Annotated in this window: 19 protein-coding genes; 8 read left to right on the top strand and 11 right to left on the bottom strand. The window is 73.1% G+C overall.

Annotated elements, in window-relative coordinates:
- Positions 1-72 precede the first annotated feature (72 nt).
- A complete protein-coding gene (locus ABD999_RS35820) occupies positions 73-1080 on the bottom strand; it encodes an RNA polymerase subunit sigma-70 (protein WP_271278458.1) in 1008 nt (335 codons plus the stop codon).
- A gap of 78 nt (positions 1081-1158) precedes the next feature.
- On the opposite strand from ABD999_RS35820, the gene ABD999_RS35815 reads away from it, so the two are divergent.
- On the top strand, positions 1159-1881 hold the full coding sequence (locus tag ABD999_RS35815) for a PIG-L deacetylase family protein (RefSeq protein ID WP_148031173.1): 723 nt from the start codon (positions 1159-1161) through the stop codon (positions 1879-1881).
- Positions 1882-2696: 815 nt separating this feature from the next.
- On the opposite strand, the gene thrS is transcribed toward ABD999_RS35815, so the two are convergent.
- From thrS to ABD999_RS35800, 3 genes are read right to left on the bottom strand one after another with little or no spacing between them, the layout of a single operon-like run.
- Complete coding sequence (thrS, locus tag ABD999_RS35810) at positions 2697-4661, bottom strand: threonine--tRNA ligase (RefSeq protein ID WP_148031172.1); 1965 nt, start codon at positions 4659-4661, stop codon at positions 2697-2699.
- Positions 4662-4704: 43 nt separating this feature from the next.
- The gene (locus tag ABD999_RS35805) at positions 4705-5313 is read right to left on the bottom strand and encodes a glycoside hydrolase family 25 protein (protein WP_271278457.1); all 609 of its coding nucleotides are present in this window, start codon (positions 5311-5313) and stop codon (positions 4705-4707) included.
- Between the two features lie 42 nt (positions 5314-5355).
- Positions 5356-6267 (bottom strand): LLM class F420-dependent oxidoreductase, encoded by a 912-nt coding sequence (locus ABD999_RS35800; protein ID WP_148031170.1) that lies wholly within the window; start codon positions 6265-6267, stop codon positions 5356-5358.
- A 98-nt stretch (positions 6268-6365) separates the two neighbouring features.
- Between ABD999_RS35800 and pgm the strand changes: the two genes are divergently transcribed.
- Positions 6366-7997 carry a phosphoglucomutase (alpha-D-glucose-1,6-bisphosphate-dependent) gene (pgm, locus tag ABD999_RS35795; RefSeq protein ID WP_271278456.1) on the top strand — a complete coding sequence of 544 codons (1632 nt, stop codon included), beginning with the start codon at positions 6366-6368 and terminating at the stop codon, positions 7995-7997.
- Between the two features lie 10 nt (positions 7998-8007).
- On the opposite strand, the gene ABD999_RS35790 is transcribed toward pgm, so the two are convergent.
- Positions 8008-9249 carry a hypothetical protein gene (locus tag ABD999_RS35790; RefSeq protein WP_148031168.1) on the bottom strand — a complete coding sequence of 414 codons (1242 nt, stop codon included), beginning with the start codon at positions 9247-9249 and terminating at the stop codon, positions 8008-8010.
- A gap of 446 nt (positions 9250-9695) precedes the next feature.
- Between ABD999_RS35790 and ABD999_RS35785 the strand changes: the two genes are divergently transcribed.
- The 3 genes from ABD999_RS35785 to ABD999_RS35775 are packed head-to-tail and all read left to right on the top strand — an operon-like array spanning position 9696 to position 11905.
- The gene (locus tag ABD999_RS35785; protein ID WP_148031167.1) at positions 9696-10868 is read left to right on the top strand and encodes a cytochrome P450; all 1173 of its coding nucleotides are present in this window, start codon (positions 9696-9698) and stop codon (positions 10866-10868) included.
- 18 nt (positions 10869-10886) lie between these two features.
- A complete protein-coding gene (locus tag ABD999_RS35780) occupies positions 10887-11627 on the top strand; it encodes an HAD family hydrolase (RefSeq protein WP_271278455.1) in 741 nt (246 codons plus the stop codon).
- Entirely contained in the window at positions 11624-11905 is a 282-nt protein-coding gene (locus tag ABD999_RS35775; RefSeq protein ID WP_148031165.1) for a DUF4031 domain-containing protein, read from the top strand. The genes ABD999_RS35780 and ABD999_RS35775 overlap by 4 nt, the downstream gene beginning before the upstream one ends.
- Here ABD999_RS35775 and ABD999_RS35770 read toward each other — a convergent pair.
- A complete protein-coding gene (locus ABD999_RS35770) occupies positions 11837-13342 on the bottom strand; it encodes an AAA family ATPase (protein ID WP_271278454.1) in 1506 nt (501 codons plus the stop codon). The two genes, ABD999_RS35775 and ABD999_RS35770, sit on opposite strands and share 69 nt — an antisense overlap.
- A 70-nt stretch (positions 13343-13412) precedes the next feature.
- Positions 13413-14018 (bottom strand): HD domain-containing protein, encoded by a 606-nt coding sequence (locus tag ABD999_RS35765; RefSeq protein ID WP_148031164.1) that lies wholly within the window; start codon positions 14016-14018, stop codon positions 13413-13415.
- Between the two features lie 133 nt (positions 14019-14151).
- Here ABD999_RS35765 and ABD999_RS35760 point away from each other — a divergent pair, with 133 nt between their 5' ends.
- Positions 14152-15303 (top strand): alpha-hydroxy acid oxidase, encoded by a 1152-nt coding sequence (locus tag ABD999_RS35760; protein WP_345483107.1) that lies wholly within the window; start codon positions 14152-14154, stop codon positions 15301-15303.
- Between the two features lie 10 nt (positions 15304-15313).
- Here ABD999_RS35760 and ABD999_RS35755 read toward each other — a convergent pair whose 3' ends face one another.
- Entirely contained in the window at positions 15314-15487 is a 174-nt protein-coding gene (locus ABD999_RS35755) for a hypothetical protein (protein ID WP_187281127.1), read from the bottom strand.
- A 90-nt stretch (positions 15488-15577) separates the two neighbouring features.
- On the opposite strand from ABD999_RS35755, the gene ABD999_RS35750 reads away from it, so the two are divergent.
- Together ABD999_RS35750 and ABD999_RS35745 are read left to right on the top strand one after the other, a co-directional pair.
- Positions 15578-16174: a hypothetical protein gene (locus ABD999_RS35750; RefSeq protein ID WP_148031162.1), complete on the top strand. Its 597-nt coding sequence runs from the start codon at positions 15578-15580 to the stop codon at positions 16172-16174.
- A 222-nt stretch (positions 16175-16396) separates the two neighbouring features.
- Positions 16397-17824, top strand: coding sequence for a PepSY-associated TM helix domain-containing protein (locus ABD999_RS35745; protein WP_148031161.1), 1428 nt, complete (start codon positions 16397-16399; stop codon positions 17822-17824).
- A gap of 22 nt (positions 17825-17846) precedes the next feature.
- Here the strand turns inward: ABD999_RS35745 and ABD999_RS35740 are convergent, their stop codons facing one another.
- The 3 genes from ABD999_RS35740 to ABD999_RS35730 are packed head-to-tail and all read right to left on the bottom strand — an operon-like array spanning position 17847 to position 20361.
- The gene (locus tag ABD999_RS35740; protein ID WP_148031160.1) at positions 17847-18506 is read right to left on the bottom strand and encodes a 3-oxoacid CoA-transferase subunit B; all 660 of its coding nucleotides are present in this window, start codon (positions 18504-18506) and stop codon (positions 17847-17849) included.
- Complete coding sequence (locus tag ABD999_RS35735; protein ID WP_148031159.1) at positions 18503-19177, bottom strand: 3-oxoacid CoA-transferase subunit A; 675 nt, start codon at positions 19175-19177, stop codon at positions 18503-18505. Before ABD999_RS35735 ends, ABD999_RS35740 begins: the two co-directional genes overlap by 4 nt.
- Positions 19174-20361, bottom strand: coding sequence for a thiolase family protein (locus tag ABD999_RS35730; RefSeq protein ID WP_148031158.1), 1188 nt, complete (start codon positions 20359-20361; stop codon positions 19174-19176). The genes ABD999_RS35735 and ABD999_RS35730 overlap by 4 nt, the downstream gene beginning before the upstream one ends.
- Between the last annotated feature and the right edge of the window lie 66 nt (positions 20362-20427).

The following is a 20427-nucleotide window of genomic DNA, read 5'->3' as shown; positions in this document are numbered from 1 at the left end:
CGCCGTCCTTCACAGGTCGTCGTCGGTTGTGCCCGTATGACGGCGCTGGCGGGGAAAAGGAATCGGCGGGACTCAGATTTTCTCCGGAAGCCCGAAGGCGGCGAGCACCTCGGGCCCGAACGTGGTGATCTCGGCGATCAGGCCGTCCTCGATCCGCAGCACGTCGAGGTTGACCGCGGTGAACGACGTCTCGCCGGGGCGGCGCACGTAGCTCGCCACGGCTGGCTGCCGGTTGGCCCCGGTCTCGATCAGCCGCCACTCGCCCCACGCCTCGGGGCCCTCCATGACCGGGCGCCACATCTCGAGGATCGCGGCGCGGCCCGCGTACAGCAGGGTCGCGGGCGGCATGGCCTGGCGGGCGTCCTCGCGCAGCAGCGCGGCCAGCGTGTCCAGGTCGCCCTCCTGGGAGGCCTTGAGGTAGCGGCGCAGCACCTGCCGCTCCTCCGCGCTCGGTTCGGTGGCCGGCTTCCAGTCGGCGCGGCGTTCGGGCAGGTGGACGCGGAGGGTGGCGCGTGCCCGCTGGAGCGCGCTCTTGACCGCAGGCACGCTCAGCTCCAACGCGTCCGCGGTCTCCTCGGCCCGCCATCCGGCCACGTCACGCAGGATCAGCACCGCCCGCTGGCGCGGCGGCAGATGCTGGATCGCCGCGAGGTAGGCGAGCTCGATCGTCTCCCGCGCGGCCGCCACCGCGTGCGGCTCGCCCTCCCCCGGGGCGGCCAGGTCGAGCACCCGGTCGGGGATCGGCCGCAGCCACGGCACCTCGGCCTGCGCCGACCGCTCGCCGCCCGCCATCGCCATGACCACCTCGCGCGAGCGGGCCGGGCCGGACAGCGCGTCGAGGCAGGCGTTGGTGGCGATCCGGTAGAGCCAGGCGCGCGGCGTGGCGCGGCCCTCGAACGTCTCGCGCCGCCGCCACGCCCGCAGCAGCGTCTCCTGCACCATGTCCTCGGCGTCGCTGTAGGACCCGAGCATGCGGTAGCAGTGGACCTCCAGCTCGTGCCGGTGGCGCTGGGCCAGCGCGGCGAACCGCTCCTGGTCGCCCGCCCGGATCGCCTCGGTCACCTCGCCGGTCTCGCTCACCGCTCCTCCCCTCGTCGCGCGGGTCATCGTACGCGCCGCCGCCGACAATCCGGGCGCCCGGCGTCTAGGGTGGCGGGCATGGCCGATCAACTCGAACCCATGCCCACCGACTGGCAGCGGGCGCTCGCCGTGGTGGCCCACCCCGACGACCTGGAGTACGGCTGCGCGGCCGCCGTCGCGACCTGGACCGCGGCGGGCCGCGAGGTCGCCTACCTGATGGCCACCCGCGGTGAGGCGGGCATCGACACGCTCGCCCCGGCCGAGGCGGGTCCGGTGCGCGAGCGGGAGGAGCGGGCCGGCGCCGCCGTCGTGGGCGTGACCACGGTGGAGTTCCTCGACCACGCCGACGGGGTGATCGAGTACGGTCCGGCGCTGCGCCGCGACATCGCGGCGGCGATCCGCCGCCACCGTCCCGAGCTGGTGGTGACCCTCAACTTCGACGACACCTGGGCCGGCGGCGCCTACTGGAACACCCCCGACCACAGGGCTGTCGGCCGGGCCGTGATGGACGCCGTCGCCGACGCCGGCAACCGGTGGATCTTCCCCGACGCGGGCGAGCCGTGGGGCGGCGTGCGCTGGGTGGCGGTCGCGGGCAGCGACTCCCCCACCCACGCCGTCGACGTCACGGACGGCCTGGAGGCCGGCGTGCGCTCACTGGTGGCGCACCGCGCCTACATCGAGGCGCTCACCGGCGACGACCCGGAGAAGTACGCGCGCGAACTCGTCGAGGGCTTCGCCCGCGAAAGCGCCACCCGCTTCGCCGGCCGCCCCGCGATCCCCTTCAGACTGTTCAACCGCTGACCCGGACACTCCAACGCCCGTCCATCCGGACACGTCCAGCACGGCACGCGCGACGCGTCCCGCCCCTAGGACGCGTCCAGCGCGGCACGGTCGAGGTACCACCAGCGCGGCACGGGTCCCGACGGGTCCCACGAGGTCCGACCCCTGAACGGCCACGGTCGCGATGCGTTCAGCGCGGTCCGACCCCCGACGCGCCGAGCACGGCGCGGTCGCGGCACCACCAGCGGCACGGTCGCGACGCGTCCGCGCGGTCCAGCCCCCGAACGGACACGATCGCGATGCGTCCAGCGCGGTCCGACCCCCGAGGCGTCCAGCACAGCACGATCACGACGCGTCCCGCGCGGCCAGACCCTAAGACGCGTCCAGCGCGGCACGGTCGAGGTACCACCAACGCGCACGGGTCCCGACGGGTCCCACGAGGTCCGACCCCTGAACGGACACGGTCGCGATGCGTTCAACGCGGTCCGACCCCCGACGCGCCGAGCACGGCGCGGTCGGGGTACCACCAGCGCGGCACGGTCGCGACGGATCCCACGAGGTCCGACCCCTGAACGGACACGGTCGCGATGCGTTCAACGCGGTCCGACCCCCGACGCGTCGAGCGCGCCACGGCCGCGGTGCGTCCCGCGCGCGGCCCGCCCCGGACACGGGCGGGAAGGACGGCTGCCCGCCGACGGGCGGCGGCGGCGTCTCGCGGGCGCGCAGGCGCCCGCGTGAAGTGGGTGTCCCGTCCAGCGCGGTGCGTCCCGGGTGCGGCTTACCCCGGATGCGGCCGGCGCGTCCGGGGTAAGCCGGACGCGTCCGGGGGTTGGGTGTCAGACCTGGATGCGGCGTTCGATGGCGTCGGCGATCTCGGCGACCGCTCGGTCGACCGGGACGCCGTTGTTCTGCTCGCCGCTGCGGTAACGGAAGGACACCGCGCCGCCCGCGACGTCGTCGTCGCCGGCCAGGAGCATGTAGGGCACCTTGGCCTTCTGGGCGTTGCGGATCTTCTTCTGCATGCGGTCGTCGGAGGCGTCGACCTCGACCCGGATGCCGCGCTCGCGCAGCTTCTTGGCGACGTCCTGCAGGTAGGGCACGTGCGTGTCGGCGATCGGGATGCCGACCACCTGGACGGGCGCGAGCCAGGGCGGGAAGGCGCCCGCGTAGTGCTCGGTCAGCACGCCGAGGAAGCGCTCGATGGAGCCGAACAGCGCCCGGTGGATCATGACCGGGGTCTGGCGGCTGCCGTCGGCGGCCTGGTATTCGAGCCCGAACCGCTGGGGCTGGTTGAGGTCGAGCTGGATGGTCGACAGCTGCCAGGTGCGGCCGATCGCGTCCTTGGCCTGCACGGAGATCTTGGGGCCGTAGAAGGCCGCGCCGCCCGGGTCGTCGACCAGCTCCAGGCCGGACTCCACGGCCGTCTCGCGCAGCGCCTCGGTGGCCTCGTCCCAGTGGGCGGGGTCGCCGATGAACTTCTCGGAGTCGTCGCGGGTGGACAGCTCCAGGTAGAACTCCGACAGGCCGAAGTCGCGCAGCACGCTGAGCACGAAGGTGAGCAGGCTCTTGATCTCGCCGACCATCTGCTCACGGGTGCAGTAGATGTGGGAGTCGTCCTGCGTCATGCCGCGCACCCGGGTCAGGCCGTGGACCACGCCCGACTTCTCGTAGCGGTAGACGCTGCCGAACTCGCACAGCCGCAGCGGCAGCTCGCGGTAGGAGCGCCCGCGGGCCCGGAAGATCAGGTTGTGCATCGGGCAGTTCATCGGCTTGACGCGGTATTCGACGCCCTCCAGCTCGAAGGGCGGGAACATGTCGTCGGCGTACCACGGCAGGTGGCCGGAGGTCTCGAACAGCGTCGACTTGGTGATGTGCGGGGTGTTGACGAACTCGTAGCCCGCCTCGGCCTGGCGGCGGCGCATGTAGTCTTCCATCTCCTTGCGGATGATGCCGCCCTTGGGGTGGAAGACGGGAAGGCCGCTGCCCAGCTCGGGCGGGAAGCTGAACAGGTCGAGCTCGGCGCCGAGCTTGCGGTGGTCGCGCTTCTCGGCCTCCTCCAGCAGCTTGAGGTATTCGTCCTGCTTGTCGCGGGACTCCCAGGCGGTGCCGTAGATGCGCTGGAGCTGCGGGTTCTTCTCGCTGCCGCGCCAGTAGGCGCCGCCGGAGCGCATGAGCTTGAACGCGGGGATGGACCGGGTCGACGGGACGTGCGGGCCGCGGCACAGGTCCTTCCAGTGCAGCTCGCCGGTCTTGGCGTCGAGGTTGTCGTAGATGGTGAGCTGGCCGGCGCCGACCTCGACCGACTCCTCGGCGTCCGCGCCGCCCTTCAGGCCGATGAGCTCCAGCTTGTAGGGCTCGTCGGCCAGCTCCTCGCGTGCCTCGTCGTCGCCGACGGGACGGCGGGAGAACAGCTGGCCCTGCTTGACGATCTCGCGCATGCGCTTCTCGATGCGCTTGAGGTCGTCGGGGTGGAAGGCCTCGGCCACGTCGAAGTCGTAGTAGAAGCCGTTGTCGACCGGCGGGCCGATGCCGAGCTTGGCCTCGGGGAACAGCTCCTGGACGGCCTGGGCCATGACGTGCGCGGTGGAGTGGCGGACGATCGCCCGGCCCTCCTCGCTGGAGATCTCGATCGGCTCGACCGCGTCGCCGTCGGCGAGCGGGCAGGCCAGGTCGCGCGCCTCGCCGTTGACCCTGGCGGCGATCACGGTGCGGCCGTCGGCGTCGAGCGCCTGGCCGGCCGTCGTGCCGGCCGCGACCACACGCTCGGCTCCGGCGAGGGTGATGCGTAGCTCGGCTGACACGATGGCTCCCTTGGATAGCGCTCGTCGGTGACGGAAAACGATGCTATCGCGGGTCGAACCCCATCCTGGTCAGCCTTCTGCGGCTGCCCAGGAACACGTTCCGGTCGATCGGGCTGTTGGCGTGCTGGTGGATCGACCAGTCCCGCCACGGTCCCGGCACCGCAGGCCGGCCGCGCGGGCGGTGCGGGCTGGCGATCCACAGCGGGTACTCGCCCAGGCCCGCGCAGTTGCCCTCCTCGGCGAAGGACTGGAAGGTGTAGACGAACGGCCGCGTGCCGGTGCGCGCTTCCACGTACTGGCACCAGCGGCGGGCGAAGCCGGCGACCCGCTCGGGCTTGATCCCGTCGTCGGTCTCCAGGTCGAGCGCGATCAGGTCGCCCCGGCGCAGCCCGCCCGCCTGGTTGATCGTGCGCAGGAAGTGGCGCGCCTGCTCCACGGGATCACCCTTGGGTCGCGCGAAGTGGTAGGCGCCGCAGACGATCCAGTTCTCCCGCATGCCGTCCCAGTTGCGGGAGAACCAGTGATCGGTCCAGTCGCCGCCCTCGGTGGCCTTGGCGAAGGCGAACGCCACTCCACTGCGCGCGTGCTCGGCCCAGTCGACGGATTTCTGCCAGTTGGACACGTCGATGCCGTGCAGCAAGCGCTTGTCCATGTCGGAGTACACCCTGCCGGAGTTTATGGCGACTCCGGCTGATCAGCCCTTCGACGCGCCGATGAGCAGCTTGTGCGCGCGCTCGCGGTCGCCATAGACCGCGGCCACGAAGTCGGTGACCCCGGCCTGGGCCAGGGCGTCGATCTGGGCGCGCACCGCGTCCTCGTCGCCGACCACGGCGACGCCGCCGGGGTTCTCGACGCCCTCCCTGTCGAGCATGGCCCGGTAGGACGGGAGCTGCCCGTACATGACGAAGATCTCGTCGGCCTTGGCCCTGGCGGCCTCCGGGTCGTCGGTGACGCAGACGGGCAGGGTGCAGACGACGCGCGGCGCGGGCCGGCCCGCCTCCTTCGCGGCGGCGGTGATGGTGGGCACGATGTGCTCGGCGACGGTCTTGCGGCCGGTCATCCAGAGGACGGTGCCGTCGGCGACGGTGCCCGCCAGCTTGAGCATGCGCGGGCCGAGTGCGGCGACCAGCACCGGCAGGCCGGCCCCCGGCGTGCTGAGCCGCACGTTGGCCTTGAGCGTCTCGCCGGTGTAGTCGACCTGCTCGCCGCGGGTGACGGGCAGCAGGACGTCGAGATACTCCTTCATGTGCCGGGCGGGCCGGTCGAAGCTGTAGCCGTACATGCCCTCGATGACGACCTGGTGGGAGAGGCCGATGCCGAGGGCCAGCCGGCCGCCGAGCGCGGCGTTGACGGTCATGGCCTGCTGGGCGAGCACGACGGGATGGCGGGGGTAGGTCGGCACGACGCCGGTGCCGAACTCGATGTCGCGGCCCCCGGCCAGGGCGGCGCTGCCGGCCACGGCGAGCGAGGTGAGCGCGTCCAGCCCGAAGATCTGGGACATCCAGACCGAGTCGAAACCGTCGTCGGCCGCGCGGGCGATCCGGTCGCGCAGGTCGGGGAACGGATCCTGGCCGTTGGGCTCATTGATCAGAAGTCCGAATCGCATGCTGACAGAACTCCATTCTAGTCGGCTGGGGCGAGTGTAACCCCGGTCGCGCCGGGTGGTGCCGAGGCCGGGCCGTACCCCCTTTGTAAAGTGGCTTCATGACCCACGAACGTGCGGGACAGCCCGCTCAGCCCGCGGATCTGGTGGACGTGGCCCGGCTGGTGACCGCCTACTACGCGTTGCGGCCCGACCCGGGCGACCCGGGGCAGCGGGTGACGTTCGGCACCTCGGGCCATCGCGGGTCGTCGCGGGCCTCGGCCTTCAACGAGGCCCACATCCTGGCCACCACCCAGGCCATCTGCGAATACCGGCTGACGCAGGGCACCGACGGCCCGCTCTACCTGGGCATCGACACGCACGCGCTGTCGGAGCCCGCGCGGGTGTCGGCGCTGGAGGTGCTCGCGGCCAACGACGTGCGGGTGCTGATCGACTCCCGCGACGGCTACACGCCGACGCCGGCCGTCTCCCACGCGATCCTCACGTACAACCGCGGCAGGAAATCGGGGCTCGCCGACGGGGTGGTCATCACGCCGTCGCACAACCCGCCGTCCGACGGCGGCTTCAAGTACAACCCGCCGAACGGCGGCCCGGCCGACACCGAGGCCACCTCGTGGATCCAGGACCGCGCCAACCGGCTGCTGGCCCAGGACCTCGCCGGGGTGCGCCGGGTGCCCTACGCCAGGGCGCTGGAGGCGGCGGGCCGCTACGACTTCCTCGGCTCGTACGTGGACGACCTGCCCTCGGTCGTGGACCTGGACGCGATCAGGGCGGCCGGGGTGCGGATCGGCGCCGACCCGCTCGGCGGCGCCAGTGTGGCCTACTGGGGCGAGATCGCCGAGCGCCACCGCCTCGACCTGACCGTGGTCAACCCGCTGGTCGACCCGACGTGGCGGTTCATGACGCTCGACTGGGACGGCAAGATCCGCATGGACTGCTCGTCGCCGTACGCGATGGCCTCGCTCATCGACGGCCGCGACCGCTTCCAGATCGCCACCGGCAACGACGCCGACGCCGACCGGCACGGCATCGTCACCCCCGACGGCGGGCTGGTCAACCCGAACCACTACCTGGCGGTGGCGATCTCCTACCTGTACGAGCACCGCGACGGGTGGCCGCGAGACGCCGGGGTCGGCAAGACGATGGTCAGCAGCGGCGTCATCGACCGGGTGGCCGCCTCGCTGGGGCGGCGGCTGTACGAGGTGCCGGTGGGTTTCAAGTGGTTCGTGCCGGGGCTGCTCGACGGCTCGCTCGGGTTCGGCGGCGAGGAGAGCGCGGGCGCGTCGTTCCTGCGCCGCGACGGCTCGGTGTGGACCACCGACAAGGACGGCCTGATCCTGGCCCTGCTGGCGGCCGAGATCCAGGCGGTCACGGGCAGGTCGCCGAGCGAGCACTACCGGGGCCTGACCGAGCGGTTCGGCGAGCCCGCCTACGCGCGGGTGGACGCGCCGGCCACCCGCGAGGAGAAGGCGGTGCTCGGCAAGCTGTCGGCCGACCAGGTGACGGCCTCCAGCCTGGCCGGCGAGCCGATCACGTCGGTGCTCACGGCCGCGCCGGGCAACGGGGCGTCCCTGGGCGGCGTCAAGGTCTCCACGGAGAGCGCCTGGTTCGCCGCCCGGCCGTCGGGCACCGAGGACGTCTACAAGATCTACGCCGAGTCGTTCCGCGGCCCGGACCACCTCGCCAAGGTGCAGGAGGAGGCCCGGTCGCTGGTCTCCGCGGCGCTGGGCTGATCAGGACCCTTCAGGACTTCGCGAGCACCCGGCCGTCGTCGTCGATGGCCGGGAACGCGCCGGTGTCGACGATGCCGTGCTGGTGGTAGAGCTGCTCGATGAGGGCGTGGGCCGCGGGCTCCAGCTTCCACAGCGCGCGCCACTCGCGGGCGACGGGCACCGGGATGCCGATCTCCTGGGCGATGTCCACGGTGCGCGGCACGATCCCCTTGGCGATCTGCCGGTTCCAGTAGGCGCGGGCCTGGCGCATGAGCACCGCGCGCTGGGCGGTGTCGACGATCTGCGGGGCCGCGTCGATGACCGCGATCTCCTCGTCGTCCTCCTCCCGCACCAGCTCGGCGAGCGCGGGCGGCAGCTCGGGCCTGGCGGGCACCGGACGGTGGTCGCGCTCGGGCTCCCACGGCACCCGAGGGTCGGCGTCGATGAGCGCGGTGGTGTTGTAGAGGGCGGCGATCTGGGCGAGCAGCGCCTCCTGGCGGCCCTGGTCGACGGCCAGGCCGGTGTGCTCGACCGCCTGGTCCATGGCCTTGTCGAGCTTGGCCAGGGCGGCGCGCATCTTGCGGTCGGGGGCGCCGGCCTCGCGCAGCGCCTTGGCCCGCTTGGCGGCCAGCGCGACCCGGGTGAGCCTGCGGTGCGCGTCGACCTCGCTGGCGGTGCGGTCGCTGACCTCGGCCAGGCCGAGCCGGACGAGCAGCCGCTCGGGGGTGAGCCGCCAGTTGATGCGGCCGGTGCCGCGGATGCGGTGGCGCTCGATGGCCATGCCGCGCTCCCAGAGCCAGGCGGCCACCAGCGGCGCGGCGAGCCGGAACACCGCCTCGGGGAAGCTGCTGGCGTCCATGCTGGACAGCACCGCGGTCAGGCAGGTCAGCGCCCACACGGCGATGCCGTCGATGCCCGCGGAGAAGTTCTCCCGCATGTTGCGGCGGGCGCGCACGGCGGAGGTGATGATGGCCACTTCGATGAAGGCGAACAGCAGCAGCCTCAGCGGGCCGTCCAGGCCCAGCACGTCACCGGAGAAGCGCCACATGCCCTGGGCCGACACGCCCGTCGCGATGGAGGCGGCCACGATGGTCAGCACGTCCTCGATGGGACGGTTGGCGACGTAGCGGGCGAACAGCCAGGCGGTGACCCGCCAGGCGACGCGAAGCACCAGGAAGGCCAGGATGAGCCCGGCCAGGCTCAGCAGCGCGATCACGGCGGTCGCGAGCGGCTTCTCGGTGATGAAGGTAGTGATTTCCTCAAATGTGGGCATCAGTCACTATCCGTTGAGGCTCAGTCTCGGGGGGCTCGATGACGAGATCATTGCAGACTGTAGCCACCTTGTACGCCAAACTCCGGCTGCTGCCCAGTTTGCACTGATTTCCCCATACGTCCCACCAGCACCGGAGCTGTCGGGGAACGCGCCAAACGGACCCGGAGTGGCCAGTCCCGTGGACGCCACGGCGTCTCCCCGATCCTCACGGAGCGCACCCGGCTCGCCACCCGCTTACCCGGCGGTCGGGGCTCCGTCCGCGAACCCGCCCGTCTACGCTCATCACCGGACGGTTCCGCCCTGGGGGCGAGGTGACCAGGGCTCTTACCTGAGGCTGAGATGAAATCTCGTCCTTCGGGAGGTCACCAGCACGGCTTCCAGGATGGGACCATCTAGCGAGGGATTTATCCCAGCATCGTGCGATGTATCCCAGCAGGACGGAATCCATGTCAGAGTCAGAAGAGTTTCCTCTCGTCCAGTTCATGCGGGAACGGTTCGATCCAGCGGATGAACTGCTCCGCATCCAGGCGGATCACCCCGTCTACCCGATGGAGATCCCCGGCGGGCAGACGGTCTACCTGGTCACCCGCTGGGACGACGTCCGCGGCGTGCTCGGCGACCACGAGCGGTTCAGCAACGACTTCGCCGGCGTCATCGGCCTCGGCTCGAACCAGGAGGACCCGGGCGGCCTGGGCTTCCGCGACCCGCCCGAGCACACCCGGCTGCGCAAGTTCCTGACGCCGGAGTTCACCATGCGCCGGCTGCGGCGGCTGGAGCCGCGCATCGAGGCGCTGGTCACCGAGTGCCTGGACCGGATCGAGGCCAAGGGCTCCCCCGCGGACCTGATGGAGGACTTCGCGCTCCCCATCCCGTCCCTGGTGATCTCCGAGCTGCTCGGGGTCCCATACGACGAGCAGGCCGACTTCGTCAAGGTGAGCACGAACCGGTTCGACTTCACCGCCGGGCCCGAGGCGTCGCTGCAGGCGATCAACGACGCGATGACGTACCTCACCGACCTGGTCGCCCGCGAGCGGCGCGACCCCGGCGACGGCCTGCTCGGCCAGCTGCTGCGCGACCACGGCGACGCGCTGGACGACCGCACCCTGGCCAGCATGGCCGACGGCATGCTCACCGGCGGTCACGACACCAGCACGAGCATGCTCGCGCTCGGCTCCCTCTGGCTGCTGGAGAACCCCGACCAGGCCGCCAAGGTGCGCGAGGTCGACGGCTACATCGACGAGGTGATCGAGGAGCTGCTGCGCTACATGACCGTGGTGCAGGTGGCCTTCCCCCGCTTCGCCCGCGACGATCTGGAGCTGCACGGGCAGCAGATCAAGAAGGGCGAGCTGGTGCTCTGCTCGCTCGCCGCCGCCAACCGCGACCCGAACCTGGGCGAGGACATGAACCAGGTCAAGCCGGGCCGCCACACCGCCGGCTCCCACCTGGCGTTCGGGCACGGCATCCACCGCTGCATCGGCGCGCCGCTGGCGCAGATGGAGCTGCGCATCGCCTACCCGATGCTGCTGCGCCGCTTCCCGACGCTGCGCCTGGACGGGGAGGTCCCGTGGCGCAAGCTGGCCATCGTCTACGGCGTGGAGAAGCTACCCGTGGCGTGGTGAAGCGGTTACGTTCGCAGGGTGAACGAGCTTGTCATCGACCTGAGCGCGATCGCCGCCGTGGTGTTCGACACCGACGGCACGGTCACCGACACCGCCCGCGGGCACGCGGCCGCGTGGAAGCACGTGTTCGACGGGTTCCTGCGCGGCCGCTCCGCGCCGTTCGAGCCGTTCGACGTCCGGGAGGACTACCTGCGGTACGTCGACGGACGGCCGCGACTCGACGGCGTCCGCGCCTTCCTGGCCTCACGGGGCCTCACCGCGCCGGAGGGCGCGCCGGACGACGAGCCTGGCGCGCCGACCGTGCACGGTCTCGGCCGGGCCAAGGAGCAGCTGTTCATGGAGCAGGTGAGGCTGCACGGGGTGGCCGCGTTCCCCGCGGCCGTGGCGCTGCTGCACGAGCTGCGCAACCGGGGCGCCCGCACCGCCGGGGTGTCCGCCAGTCTGCACGGGCGCACGCTGGTGGCCGCGGCGGGCGTGCTGCACCTGTTCGACACGCTGGTCGACGGCGGCGACGCGGCGCTGATGAACCTGCCGGGCAAGCCCGATCCGGCGCTGCCGCTGGAGGCGGCCCGCCGTCTCGGCGTGCCGCCCGGCAGGACCGCCGTGGTGGAGTCGGCGCCGGCGGGCGTCGAGGCGGGCAGGAAGGGCGGATTCGCCCTGGTGATCGCCCTGGCGCCGGCCGGGGAGGGCGCCGACCTGGTGGTGAAGGACCTCGGTGAGCCGGTCGTGCGCGGCCGCGTTCTACCCTTGACCTCGTGACGGTGCTCATCGATCCCCCGCAGTGGCCGGGGCCGCGCGGCCTGATGTGGTCACATCTGGTCAGCGACACGTCCCTGGACGAACTCCACGTTTTCGCCGCCCGGCTGAGCGTGCCCGTGCGCGCGTTCGACCGCGACCACTACGACGTGCCCGAGACCGTGCACGCGTTCGCCGTGTCGCTGGGCGCGCAGGCGGTCACCTCCCGCGAGCTACTGCAGCGGCTGGTCGCGGCCGGGCTCCGCCGCCGGAAGGTGCACGCCGTACGCGCCGGGGAATGACGCCCCGCCCAGAGAGGCGTACGCGTCCTCGGGCACCGGCTCCTCTTCCTCGCCCGGCTCGCCCGACCCGAGCAGGGTGCGGGTCAGCGCCGCGCGCTCGTGCAGCATCCGGTCGAGCGCCCGGTTCAGCAGGTCGCCGGTGATCGCGGGCGTCCCGCCGTCGTGCGCGAGCGCGTCCAGCACGGCCCGGCGCAGCAGCTCCTTGAAGAACGAGGCGGTCGCGCCCTCGGTACGCGCCACGATCGGCTCCAGGTCGGCCCGCAGGGGCAGGTCGCGGGCGTAGAGGCGGAGCAGCGCCGCCCGCCCGGCGGCGTCGGGCCTGGGGATCTCCACGGCCAGGTCGACCCGGCCGGGGCGGTCGGCCAGCGCGCGTTCGAGCACGTCGGCCCGGTTGGTGGTGAGCACGAACGTCACGTCGGCGTCCGCGCCGACCCCGTCCATGGCGTCGAGGAGCGCGAACAGCAGCGGGTTGCCGTCGTCGCCGAACGACCGGTCGCGCGCCACCAGGTCGACGTCCTCCAGCACCACGATCGCCGGCTGCAGCCGCCTGGCCAGCCCGGCCGCCTGCGACACGAACCGGATCGCCCCTCCGGTCATCACGATCACCGTGCAGCCGGTCATCCTGGCCATGAGGTAGCGGACGGTGTGGGTCTTGCCGGTGCCGGGCGGGCCGTGCAGCAGCAGGCCGCGCTTGAGGTGCTGGCCGTGCGCGCGCAGCCGCGGCGCCTGCTCGGCGACGCCGACGATGTGCCGTTCGATCGTCTCCAGCACGCCGTCGGGCAGCACCACCTGGCCGGGCCTCAGGTCGGGGCGGGGCAGGAAGGTCACCAGGTCGTTGCCGCGGTACTCGCTCCACGCGAACGACAGGATCTGCCCCCGGTAGACGTCGTGCTCGCGCATCAGGCGCTCGATCTCGTCGCGCGACTCCTTGGCGGCGGCCCTGTCCGGCGCCAGCACGACCACCTGGCAGTCGGTCGACATGTGCTCCTGGGCGCCGCGCAGCGCCAGCACCACGGGCGTCCCGCCGGGGGCCCGGGTGAGCACCATCCCCAGCGAGATCACCTCGGTCGTCTCGTCGGGGCCGATCGCCACGGCCTCGTAGTCGACCGCGCCCGGCTCGTACCGCTCCCAGCCCCGGGCGGCGCGGGCCAGCATGTTGACGATGTCGTCGTGCTCGCGGCCCTGACCGGCGATGCCGAACCACTCGGCGCCGGGGGTGTGCGCGGCGAGGTAGGCGTCGACGCCGCGCTGCAGGTTGGCGTGCTCCCAGCCGGGGAACGCGGCCACCACGTTGACCACGTGTCTCAGCTCGCAGCCGAGGTGGCCGGTCACGCGGGTCACCAGCTCGGGTGGCGTGTCGAGGGCGAGGGTGTGGTGGGCGTCCTGGATCAGCTCTCTCAGCGACCGGGCCAGTGACCGGGCGTCGTCGGTGTCCATGACCGCCCACACTGACAGATCGCCGGGCCGCGCGCCGCTCCTTGTCCGTCAAGCGCGGTCATGCCGCTCGTCAGCGCTCCAGCTCGGCCAGCTCCGCGCTCACGGCCTCCCGGGCGCGCGCCTCCCACAGCTCGCGCGCCGGCGGTGTCCTGTAGAGGCGGGGTACGGCCAGCAGGCGGCGGAGCACCTGGGCCCGGCCCCGCCTGAACAGCTCACCGGGGACGTGCGCGTACTCCTGCCTGATCTTGGCCGCGTAGTCCGCGTACCCGTCGCCGCCCAGCACCGCCAGGTCGGCGTCGCAGAGCACGGCCCCGTCGCGGTCTCCCTCGGCCAGCGTGTCGTGCGCCGCGGTCAGCCGTACCAGCCTGGACACCTCGGCCACCCGCCGCGCCGGCACGCCGCAGCGGGGCAGGCGGGACCGGGCGAGCTGCGCGCTGCGTTCCTCGTCCCACCCGGGCCTGCCGTCGTAGACGGCGTCGTGGAACCAGGCGGCCAGGCGCACGGCCACGGGGTCCGCGGCCCACTCCTGGATCAGGCCGACGGCGCGCAGGACTGCCCGCAGGTGGTCGAGGTCGTGGTAGCGCCGGTGCGGCTCGGACCACCGGGCGACCAGCTCGGCTCCCACCGCGTCCCCGGCCCGGGACCCGCCCACCAGCGCACGCCACTCCTCCAGCACCCGGCCACCCTAGCCGCGCGCCGTGACCGCCGGGAAGGTTCACGGGTCGCCGCCCGCTTGTTAGCGTGGCGGCATCGAGCAGGGTCAGGGTGCGGGCCGGCGGCTGCCGCGGTGGCGGGAGCTGCGCGCGTTCGTGCCCCGGAGGCGGGCGCGCGGCGGGCTGGCCGGGGCGGCTGACGTGGCGGACGTGCGCCGGCTGGCGCGGCGGCGGGCGCCCCGGGTGGTGTTCGACTACGTCGACGGCGCGGCCGAGGGCGAGCTGTCGACGGCCAGGGCGGCGGAGGCGTTCGCGCGGGTGGAGTTCCGGCCGCACGTGCTGCGGGACGTGGCCCGCGTCGACACCGGGACCGAGATCCTGGGGCGGCGGGTATCGATGCCGGTGGTGCTCGGGCCCACGGGGTTCACCCGGATGATGCACCGGGCCGGTGAGCGGGCCGTGGCCAGGGCCGCCGCCCGCGCCGGGGTCCCGTACACACTCTCCACGATGGGCACCACGAGCGCCCGGGACGTGGCCGCGGCGGCGCCCGGCGGGTGGAACTGGTTCCAGCTGTACGTGGTGCGTGACCGGGGGCGGGTCAGGGAGTGGCTGCGGCAGGCCCGTGAGGCGGGCATGGACGTGCTGGTGGTCACCGTGGACGTGCCGGTGGCCGGCGGGCGGCTGCGTGACGTGCGCAACGGCATGACCATGCCGCCGTCGCTGCGCTGGGGCGGGCTGGCGCAGGCGATGACCCGGCCGGCCTGGTGGTTCGGCTTCCTGACCGGCGAGCCGTTGCGGTTCGCGACGGTGGAGGGGGCGCCGGACGACCTGGCGGGGATCACGAACCTGATGTTCGACCCGGCGGTGACCCTCCGCGACCTGGAGTGGATCCGGTCGGAGTGGGGCGGGCGGCTGCTGGTGAAGGGCGTGCAGCGGGTCGACGACGCCGAGGAGCTGGTGGCGGCGGGGGTGGACGGCCTGGTGGTGTCGAACCACGGCGGCCGGCAGCTCGACCGCTCCCCCACGCCGCTGGAGCTGCTGCCGGAGGTGGCGGCGGCGGTGGGCGACAGGACCGAGGTGTTCCTCGACGGCGGCGTGCGCAGCGGCGCGGACGTCGCGGCGGCGGTGGCGCTGGGCGCGCGGGCCTGCCTGGTCGGCCGCGCCTACCTGTACGGCCTGATGGCGGGCGGGGAGGCGGGCGTGGACCGGGTGCTCGCGATGCTCCGCGGCGAGCTGGTGCGCACGCTCGCGCTGCTGGGCGCGTCCGGGGTGGACGGTCTGGACGCGGACGTGGTGCGGCTGCGCTGAGCCTGGCGGACTACCTGAGCCGGGACAGCCGGTGCTCCATCAGCTCGTCCTCGGCCTGCTCGGCGGCGGTCCGCAGCTTGCGGACCGCCCGCAACGCCTCCTCGACGCCGGTGCCGCTCCGCTCGACCTCCGCGGCCGCCTCCCGGACCCGGCGGAGCGTGGTGGCGATGAACGTGTCATTCATGACCCGACGGTACGCCGGACATACCTCCCCGAACAGGGCCCCTGCGCGGGGCTGTTGAACCCGGGCCGCGCGCTCCGCGTATCCCCGCGTGTGAGTGGTGTTCGCGCACGCGGCGCCCGGGAGGCGCAGGCGACCGGCCGGTCCGCCGTGCGGCTCCTGGGCGCCGCCGTGTTCGCGACGGTCTGCGTGTACGCGGCGCTCGGGACGCACGTGCTGGCCGGTGGTTCCGGGGCCTCCCTGGGGGTGGTGGCCGCGACGACCGTGGCCGCCGGGGCGGGCGCGTACCTGCTGGGCCGGCGCCGCCGGGGCAGGGGTGTGCTGGTGGCGGCCTCGTTCGCCGCCCAGTACGGCATGCACCAGGTGTTCAGCGCGGACATCCCCGATGCGGCGCACGTCCTGGGCCACGGCGCGGGCCACCATGGCGGGGGCCCGCTGCCCGGGGTGGCGATGCCGCTCGCGCACGTGCTGGTCGCCGTGCTGTGCGCCTGGTGGCTGGAGCGGGGCGAGACGGCGCTGGTGACCGTGCTCGTCCTGCTGGGCTGCTCGCTGGCCGGGCTGTCGCGGCCGTCGCCGCGCGGCCCGCTGACTCCTGCGCCTCTCCGGATCGTGCCCGCCGCCGGAGAGCCACCGGTACGCGGGCCACAGGTGCTCGCGTGGGCCGTGAGCCATCGGGGACCGCCCCGCTAGAGCGGGGAAAGACATCGTCCGCCGACGGAGCCACGCCCTGACCACGGCGCCGGAAACCCGCCGTCGGTCCGTCGCGCCGTGATCACGGCGCCGGAACCGCCGTCGGTTCGATCGTGCCGCGGGATGCCCGCCGCTGTGGCCGGTCGCCGTCGCGCGGCCTGATCGTCATGGCCGGATGCCGGCCGTGGCGGCCCCCTCGCTCTCGTTCTTCCGGAGTTGACCATGACCACTGTCCACGCGCGCCCGGAGACCGTCACCGTCCGGCCCGCCCCGTCCTCCTCGCGGCGGTACCGCGCCTTCTGGCGCTGGCACTTCTACGCGGGCCTGTTCGTCGCCCCCGTCCTGCTCGTCCTGGCCATCACGGGGTCCGTCTACCTGTTCAAGGAACCGTTCGAGGAGTGGCGCTACCAGGACGTGCGCACGCTCGCCGAGCCCGTCACCACCGCCCGCCCGCTGTCGGAGCAGATCACGGCCGCGCAGCGGAGCATGCCAGGCGCGCCCGTCATGTCGGTGATCCCGCCGACCGCTCCCGACCGCACGACCCGGATCATCTTCCAGGGCGAGGACGCCGGCCCGTGGGCGGAGGGCGTCTCGGTGTACGTCGATCCGGGGTCGGCCACGGTCGTCGGCACGATCGACGACGCGGCCACGTTCATGCGGGTGGTGCGCACCATCCACGGCGAGCTGATGGCGGGCACCGCCGGCGACCGGGTGGTGGAGACTGCGGCGTGCTGGTCGCTGATCCTGGTCGCGACCGGCACGTACCTGTGGTGGACCAGCCGCGGCAGGCGCCCGGCCCGCTCGCCGAGGGCCAGGCTGCGCCGCGTGCACGCGCTGACCGGGGCGGGCGCCGGCGTCGTCATCGTGTTCCTGGTGATCTCGGGCCTGCCCTGGTCGGGCGTGTGGGGTGACGCGCTGCAGCGGATCCAGGAGCGGACCGGCTCCACCTACCCCGACGCCGGCGACTACCCGAACCGTTCGGCGGATCTGTCGGACAACCCCGACGCCAAGGTGCCGTGGGCCGCGGAACGGCTGCCGGTGCCGACCTCCCAGGACGGCGGGCACGCGGGCCACGACGCGGGAGGCGGGAGCGCCTTGCACCCGGGCGCGCTCCCCCTGGAGCAGGCGCTGGCCGCCGCCCGGCCTGCCATCCGGGACTGCTCGCCGGCCGAGTGCGACCTGAAGATCCTCCTGCCGAAGGACCACGAGGGCGTCTACACGGTCGTCACCGCCCCGCGCCGCGACCCGTCGGCCGCCCAGACCCTGCACGTGGACCAGTACAGCGGCCGCGTGCTCGTCTCGTACGGGTGGGACGAGTACGGGGTGCTGGCCAAGGCTGTGGAGCAGGGCGTGGCGCTGCACGAGGGCCGCCGCTACGGCACGGTCAACCTGCTGGTGATGCTGGGCGCCTGCCTGGCGCTGATCACGCTGGTCGTCTCGGGGGCGTGGATGTGGTGGAAGCGCCGTCCGAAGGGCCGGATGGGCGCGCCCGCCCGGCCGATGGACAGGCGCGCCGCGTACGGGGTGACGGCGATCATGGTGGTGCTGGGGGTGCTGTTCCCGCTGGCGGGCGTGACGATGCTGGCGGTGCTGCTGCTGGACCGGCTGGTGCTGCGCCGGATCCCGCGCCTGGCCGAGATCGTCGGCTGACGGCGCGGGCCGGTCCGGGCGCTCAGCCTCGGCGGACGGGGACTTCCAGCCGGGCGGCCAGCTCGTCGAAGCCGATGCCGTACGTCTCCGCCACCGTGACGCCGTCCGGGCCGAGGTGGAAGATCGCCTGGTCGGTGTAGAGGCGGCTCACACAGGCCAGGCCCGTCAGCGGGTACGTGCACTCCGGGACGAGCTTGGCCGTGCCGTCCTTGGCGAACAGCGTCATCATGACGAACACCTGCTTCGCCCCGATGGCCAGGTCCATGGCGCCGCCGACGGCCGGGATGGCGTCGGGGGCGCCGGTGTGCCAGTTGGCCAGGTCGCCGCGCCACGACACCTGGTAGGCGCCGAGCACGCACACGTCGAGGTGACCGCCGCGCATCATGGCGAAGGAGTCGGCGTGGTGGAAGTAGGACGCCCCCGGCAGCTCGGTGACGGGCAGCTTGCCGGCGTTGATGAGGTCCGGGTCCACCTCGTCGCCCTTGGCCGCGGGGCCCATGCCGAGCATGCCGTTCTCAGTGTGCAGGATGACGCCCGAGTCGGCCGGCAGGTGGTCGGCGACCGTGGTGGGCTGGCCGATGCCGAGGTTGACGAACGCGCCGCGCGGGATGTCGCGGGCGACCACGGCGGCCAGCTCCTCGCGGCCGAGCGGCCCACGGCCCGGATGCTCGACGGTGCTCATGCTGCCTCCCCCGCCTTCGTGTCCAGGATCCGGTCGACGTAGACGCAGGGGGTGACGACGGTCTCGGGGTCCAGGTCGCCGACCTCGACCACGTGGCTCACCTGCGCGATCGTCAGGGCGGCCGCGGTCGCCATGACCGGGCCGAAGTTGCGCGCGGTCTTGCGGTAGACGAGGTTGCCGAGCCGGTCGCCGGCGTGCGCGGCGATGAGCGCCACGTCGCCCTTGATCGGGTACTCCAGCACGTGGTCGCGGCCGTCGATGGTGCGCGTCTCCTTGCCCTCGGCCAGCGGCGTGCCTGCGCCGGTGGGGCAGTAGAACGCGCCGATGCCGGCCCCGGCGGCGCGCATCCGCTCGGCGAGCGTTCCCTGCGGCACCACCTCAAGCTCGATCTCGCCCGCGCGGTAGAGGCCGTCGAACACCCACGAGTCGCTCTGCCTCGGGAACGAGCAGATCATCTTGCGTACCCGGCCGGCGGCGAGCAGCGCCGCCAGGCCGGTGTCGCCGTTGCCCGCGTTGTTGCTGACCACGGTCAGGTCCTTGGCGCCCTGCCGGATCAGCGCGTCGATGAGCGTGACCGGCATGCCTGCCATGCCGAAGCCGCCGATCAGGACGGTCGAGCCGTCCTCGACGCCCGCGAGCGCCTCGTCGGGGTCGGTGAGTATCGCGGTCATGCGGCGCTCACGTTCTCCAGGACGACCGCCAGGCCCTGGCCGACGCCGATGCAGATGGCGGCGACGCCCCACCGCTCGCGCCGCTCGCGCAGCACGTGGGCGAGGGTGCCGAGGACGCGGCCGCCGGAGGCGCCCAGCGGGTGGCCGATGGCGATGGCGCCGCCCTTGACGTTGACGATCTCCGGGTCGATCCCCCAGGCGTCGACGCAGGCCAGCGACTGCACGGCGAAGGCCTCGTTCAGCTCGACCGCGCCGACGTCGTCCCAGCCGACGCCGGCCCGTCTCAGGGCCTGGTTGGCGGCCTCGACCGGCGCGTACCCGAACGCCTGGGGTTCGAGGGCGGCGGCGCCGCGGCCGGCGACGCGCGCGATCGGCTCGGCGCCCAGCCGCCGGGCGGCCGTCTCGGAACCGAGGACCAGCGCCGACGCGCCGTCGCTGAGCGGAGAGGCGTTCCCGGCGGTGATCGTGCCGCCGGGCCGGAAGGCGGGCTTGAGCCCGGCCAGCACCTCGGGCGTGGAGCCGGGCCTGACGCCCTCGTCGCGCGCGAGCTCTGTGCCCTCGACCGGGACCGCCAGGTCGTCGTAGAACCCGGCGCTCCAGGCGGCGTCGGCCAGCGCGTGCGAGCGGGCCGCGAACGCGTCCTGCCGCTCCCTGGAGATGGAGAACTTCTCCTGCAGCTGTTCGTTGGCCTCGCCGAGCGAGACCGTCCACTCCTTCGGCATGCGCGGGTTGACCAGGCGCCAGCCGAGCGTGGTCGACACGGCGGTGACGTCGCCGGCGGGGAAGGCCCGCGACGGCTTGGGCAGCACCCACGGCGCCCGCGTCATCGACTCCACCCCGCCGGCCACCACGACGTCGGCGTCGCCGCTCTCGATCGTGCGCGAGGCCATCATGGCGGCGTCGAGGCTCGACCCGCACAGCCGGTTGACGGTGGTCGCCGGGACCGTCACCGGCAGCCCCGCCAGCAGCACGGCCATCCGGCCCACGTTGCGGTTGTCCTCCCCGGCGCCGTTGGCGTTGCCCCACACCACGTCGCCGATGCCGGCCGGATCCAGCTCGGGCACCCTGGCCAGCACGCCGCGCAGCGCGGCGGCGGCCAGGTCGTCCGGTCGGACACCGGCGAGCGCGCCGTTGAACTTGCCGAACGGCGTGCGCGCGGCGGCGTAGACGAAGGCCGAACCCATCACGTCCTCCCCTTCTGTTCGCTATACGAACACAAGTTCCTTATGCGAACAGTGTGTAGCTTAGCG

Source organism: Nonomuraea ferruginea (genome assembly GCF_039540635.1).
GTDB classification, from domain to species: Bacteria; Actinomycetota; Actinomycetes; order Streptosporangiales; family Streptosporangiaceae; genus Nonomuraea; species Nonomuraea ferruginea.
This window is presented reverse-complemented; position numbering and strand designations above follow the sequence as displayed.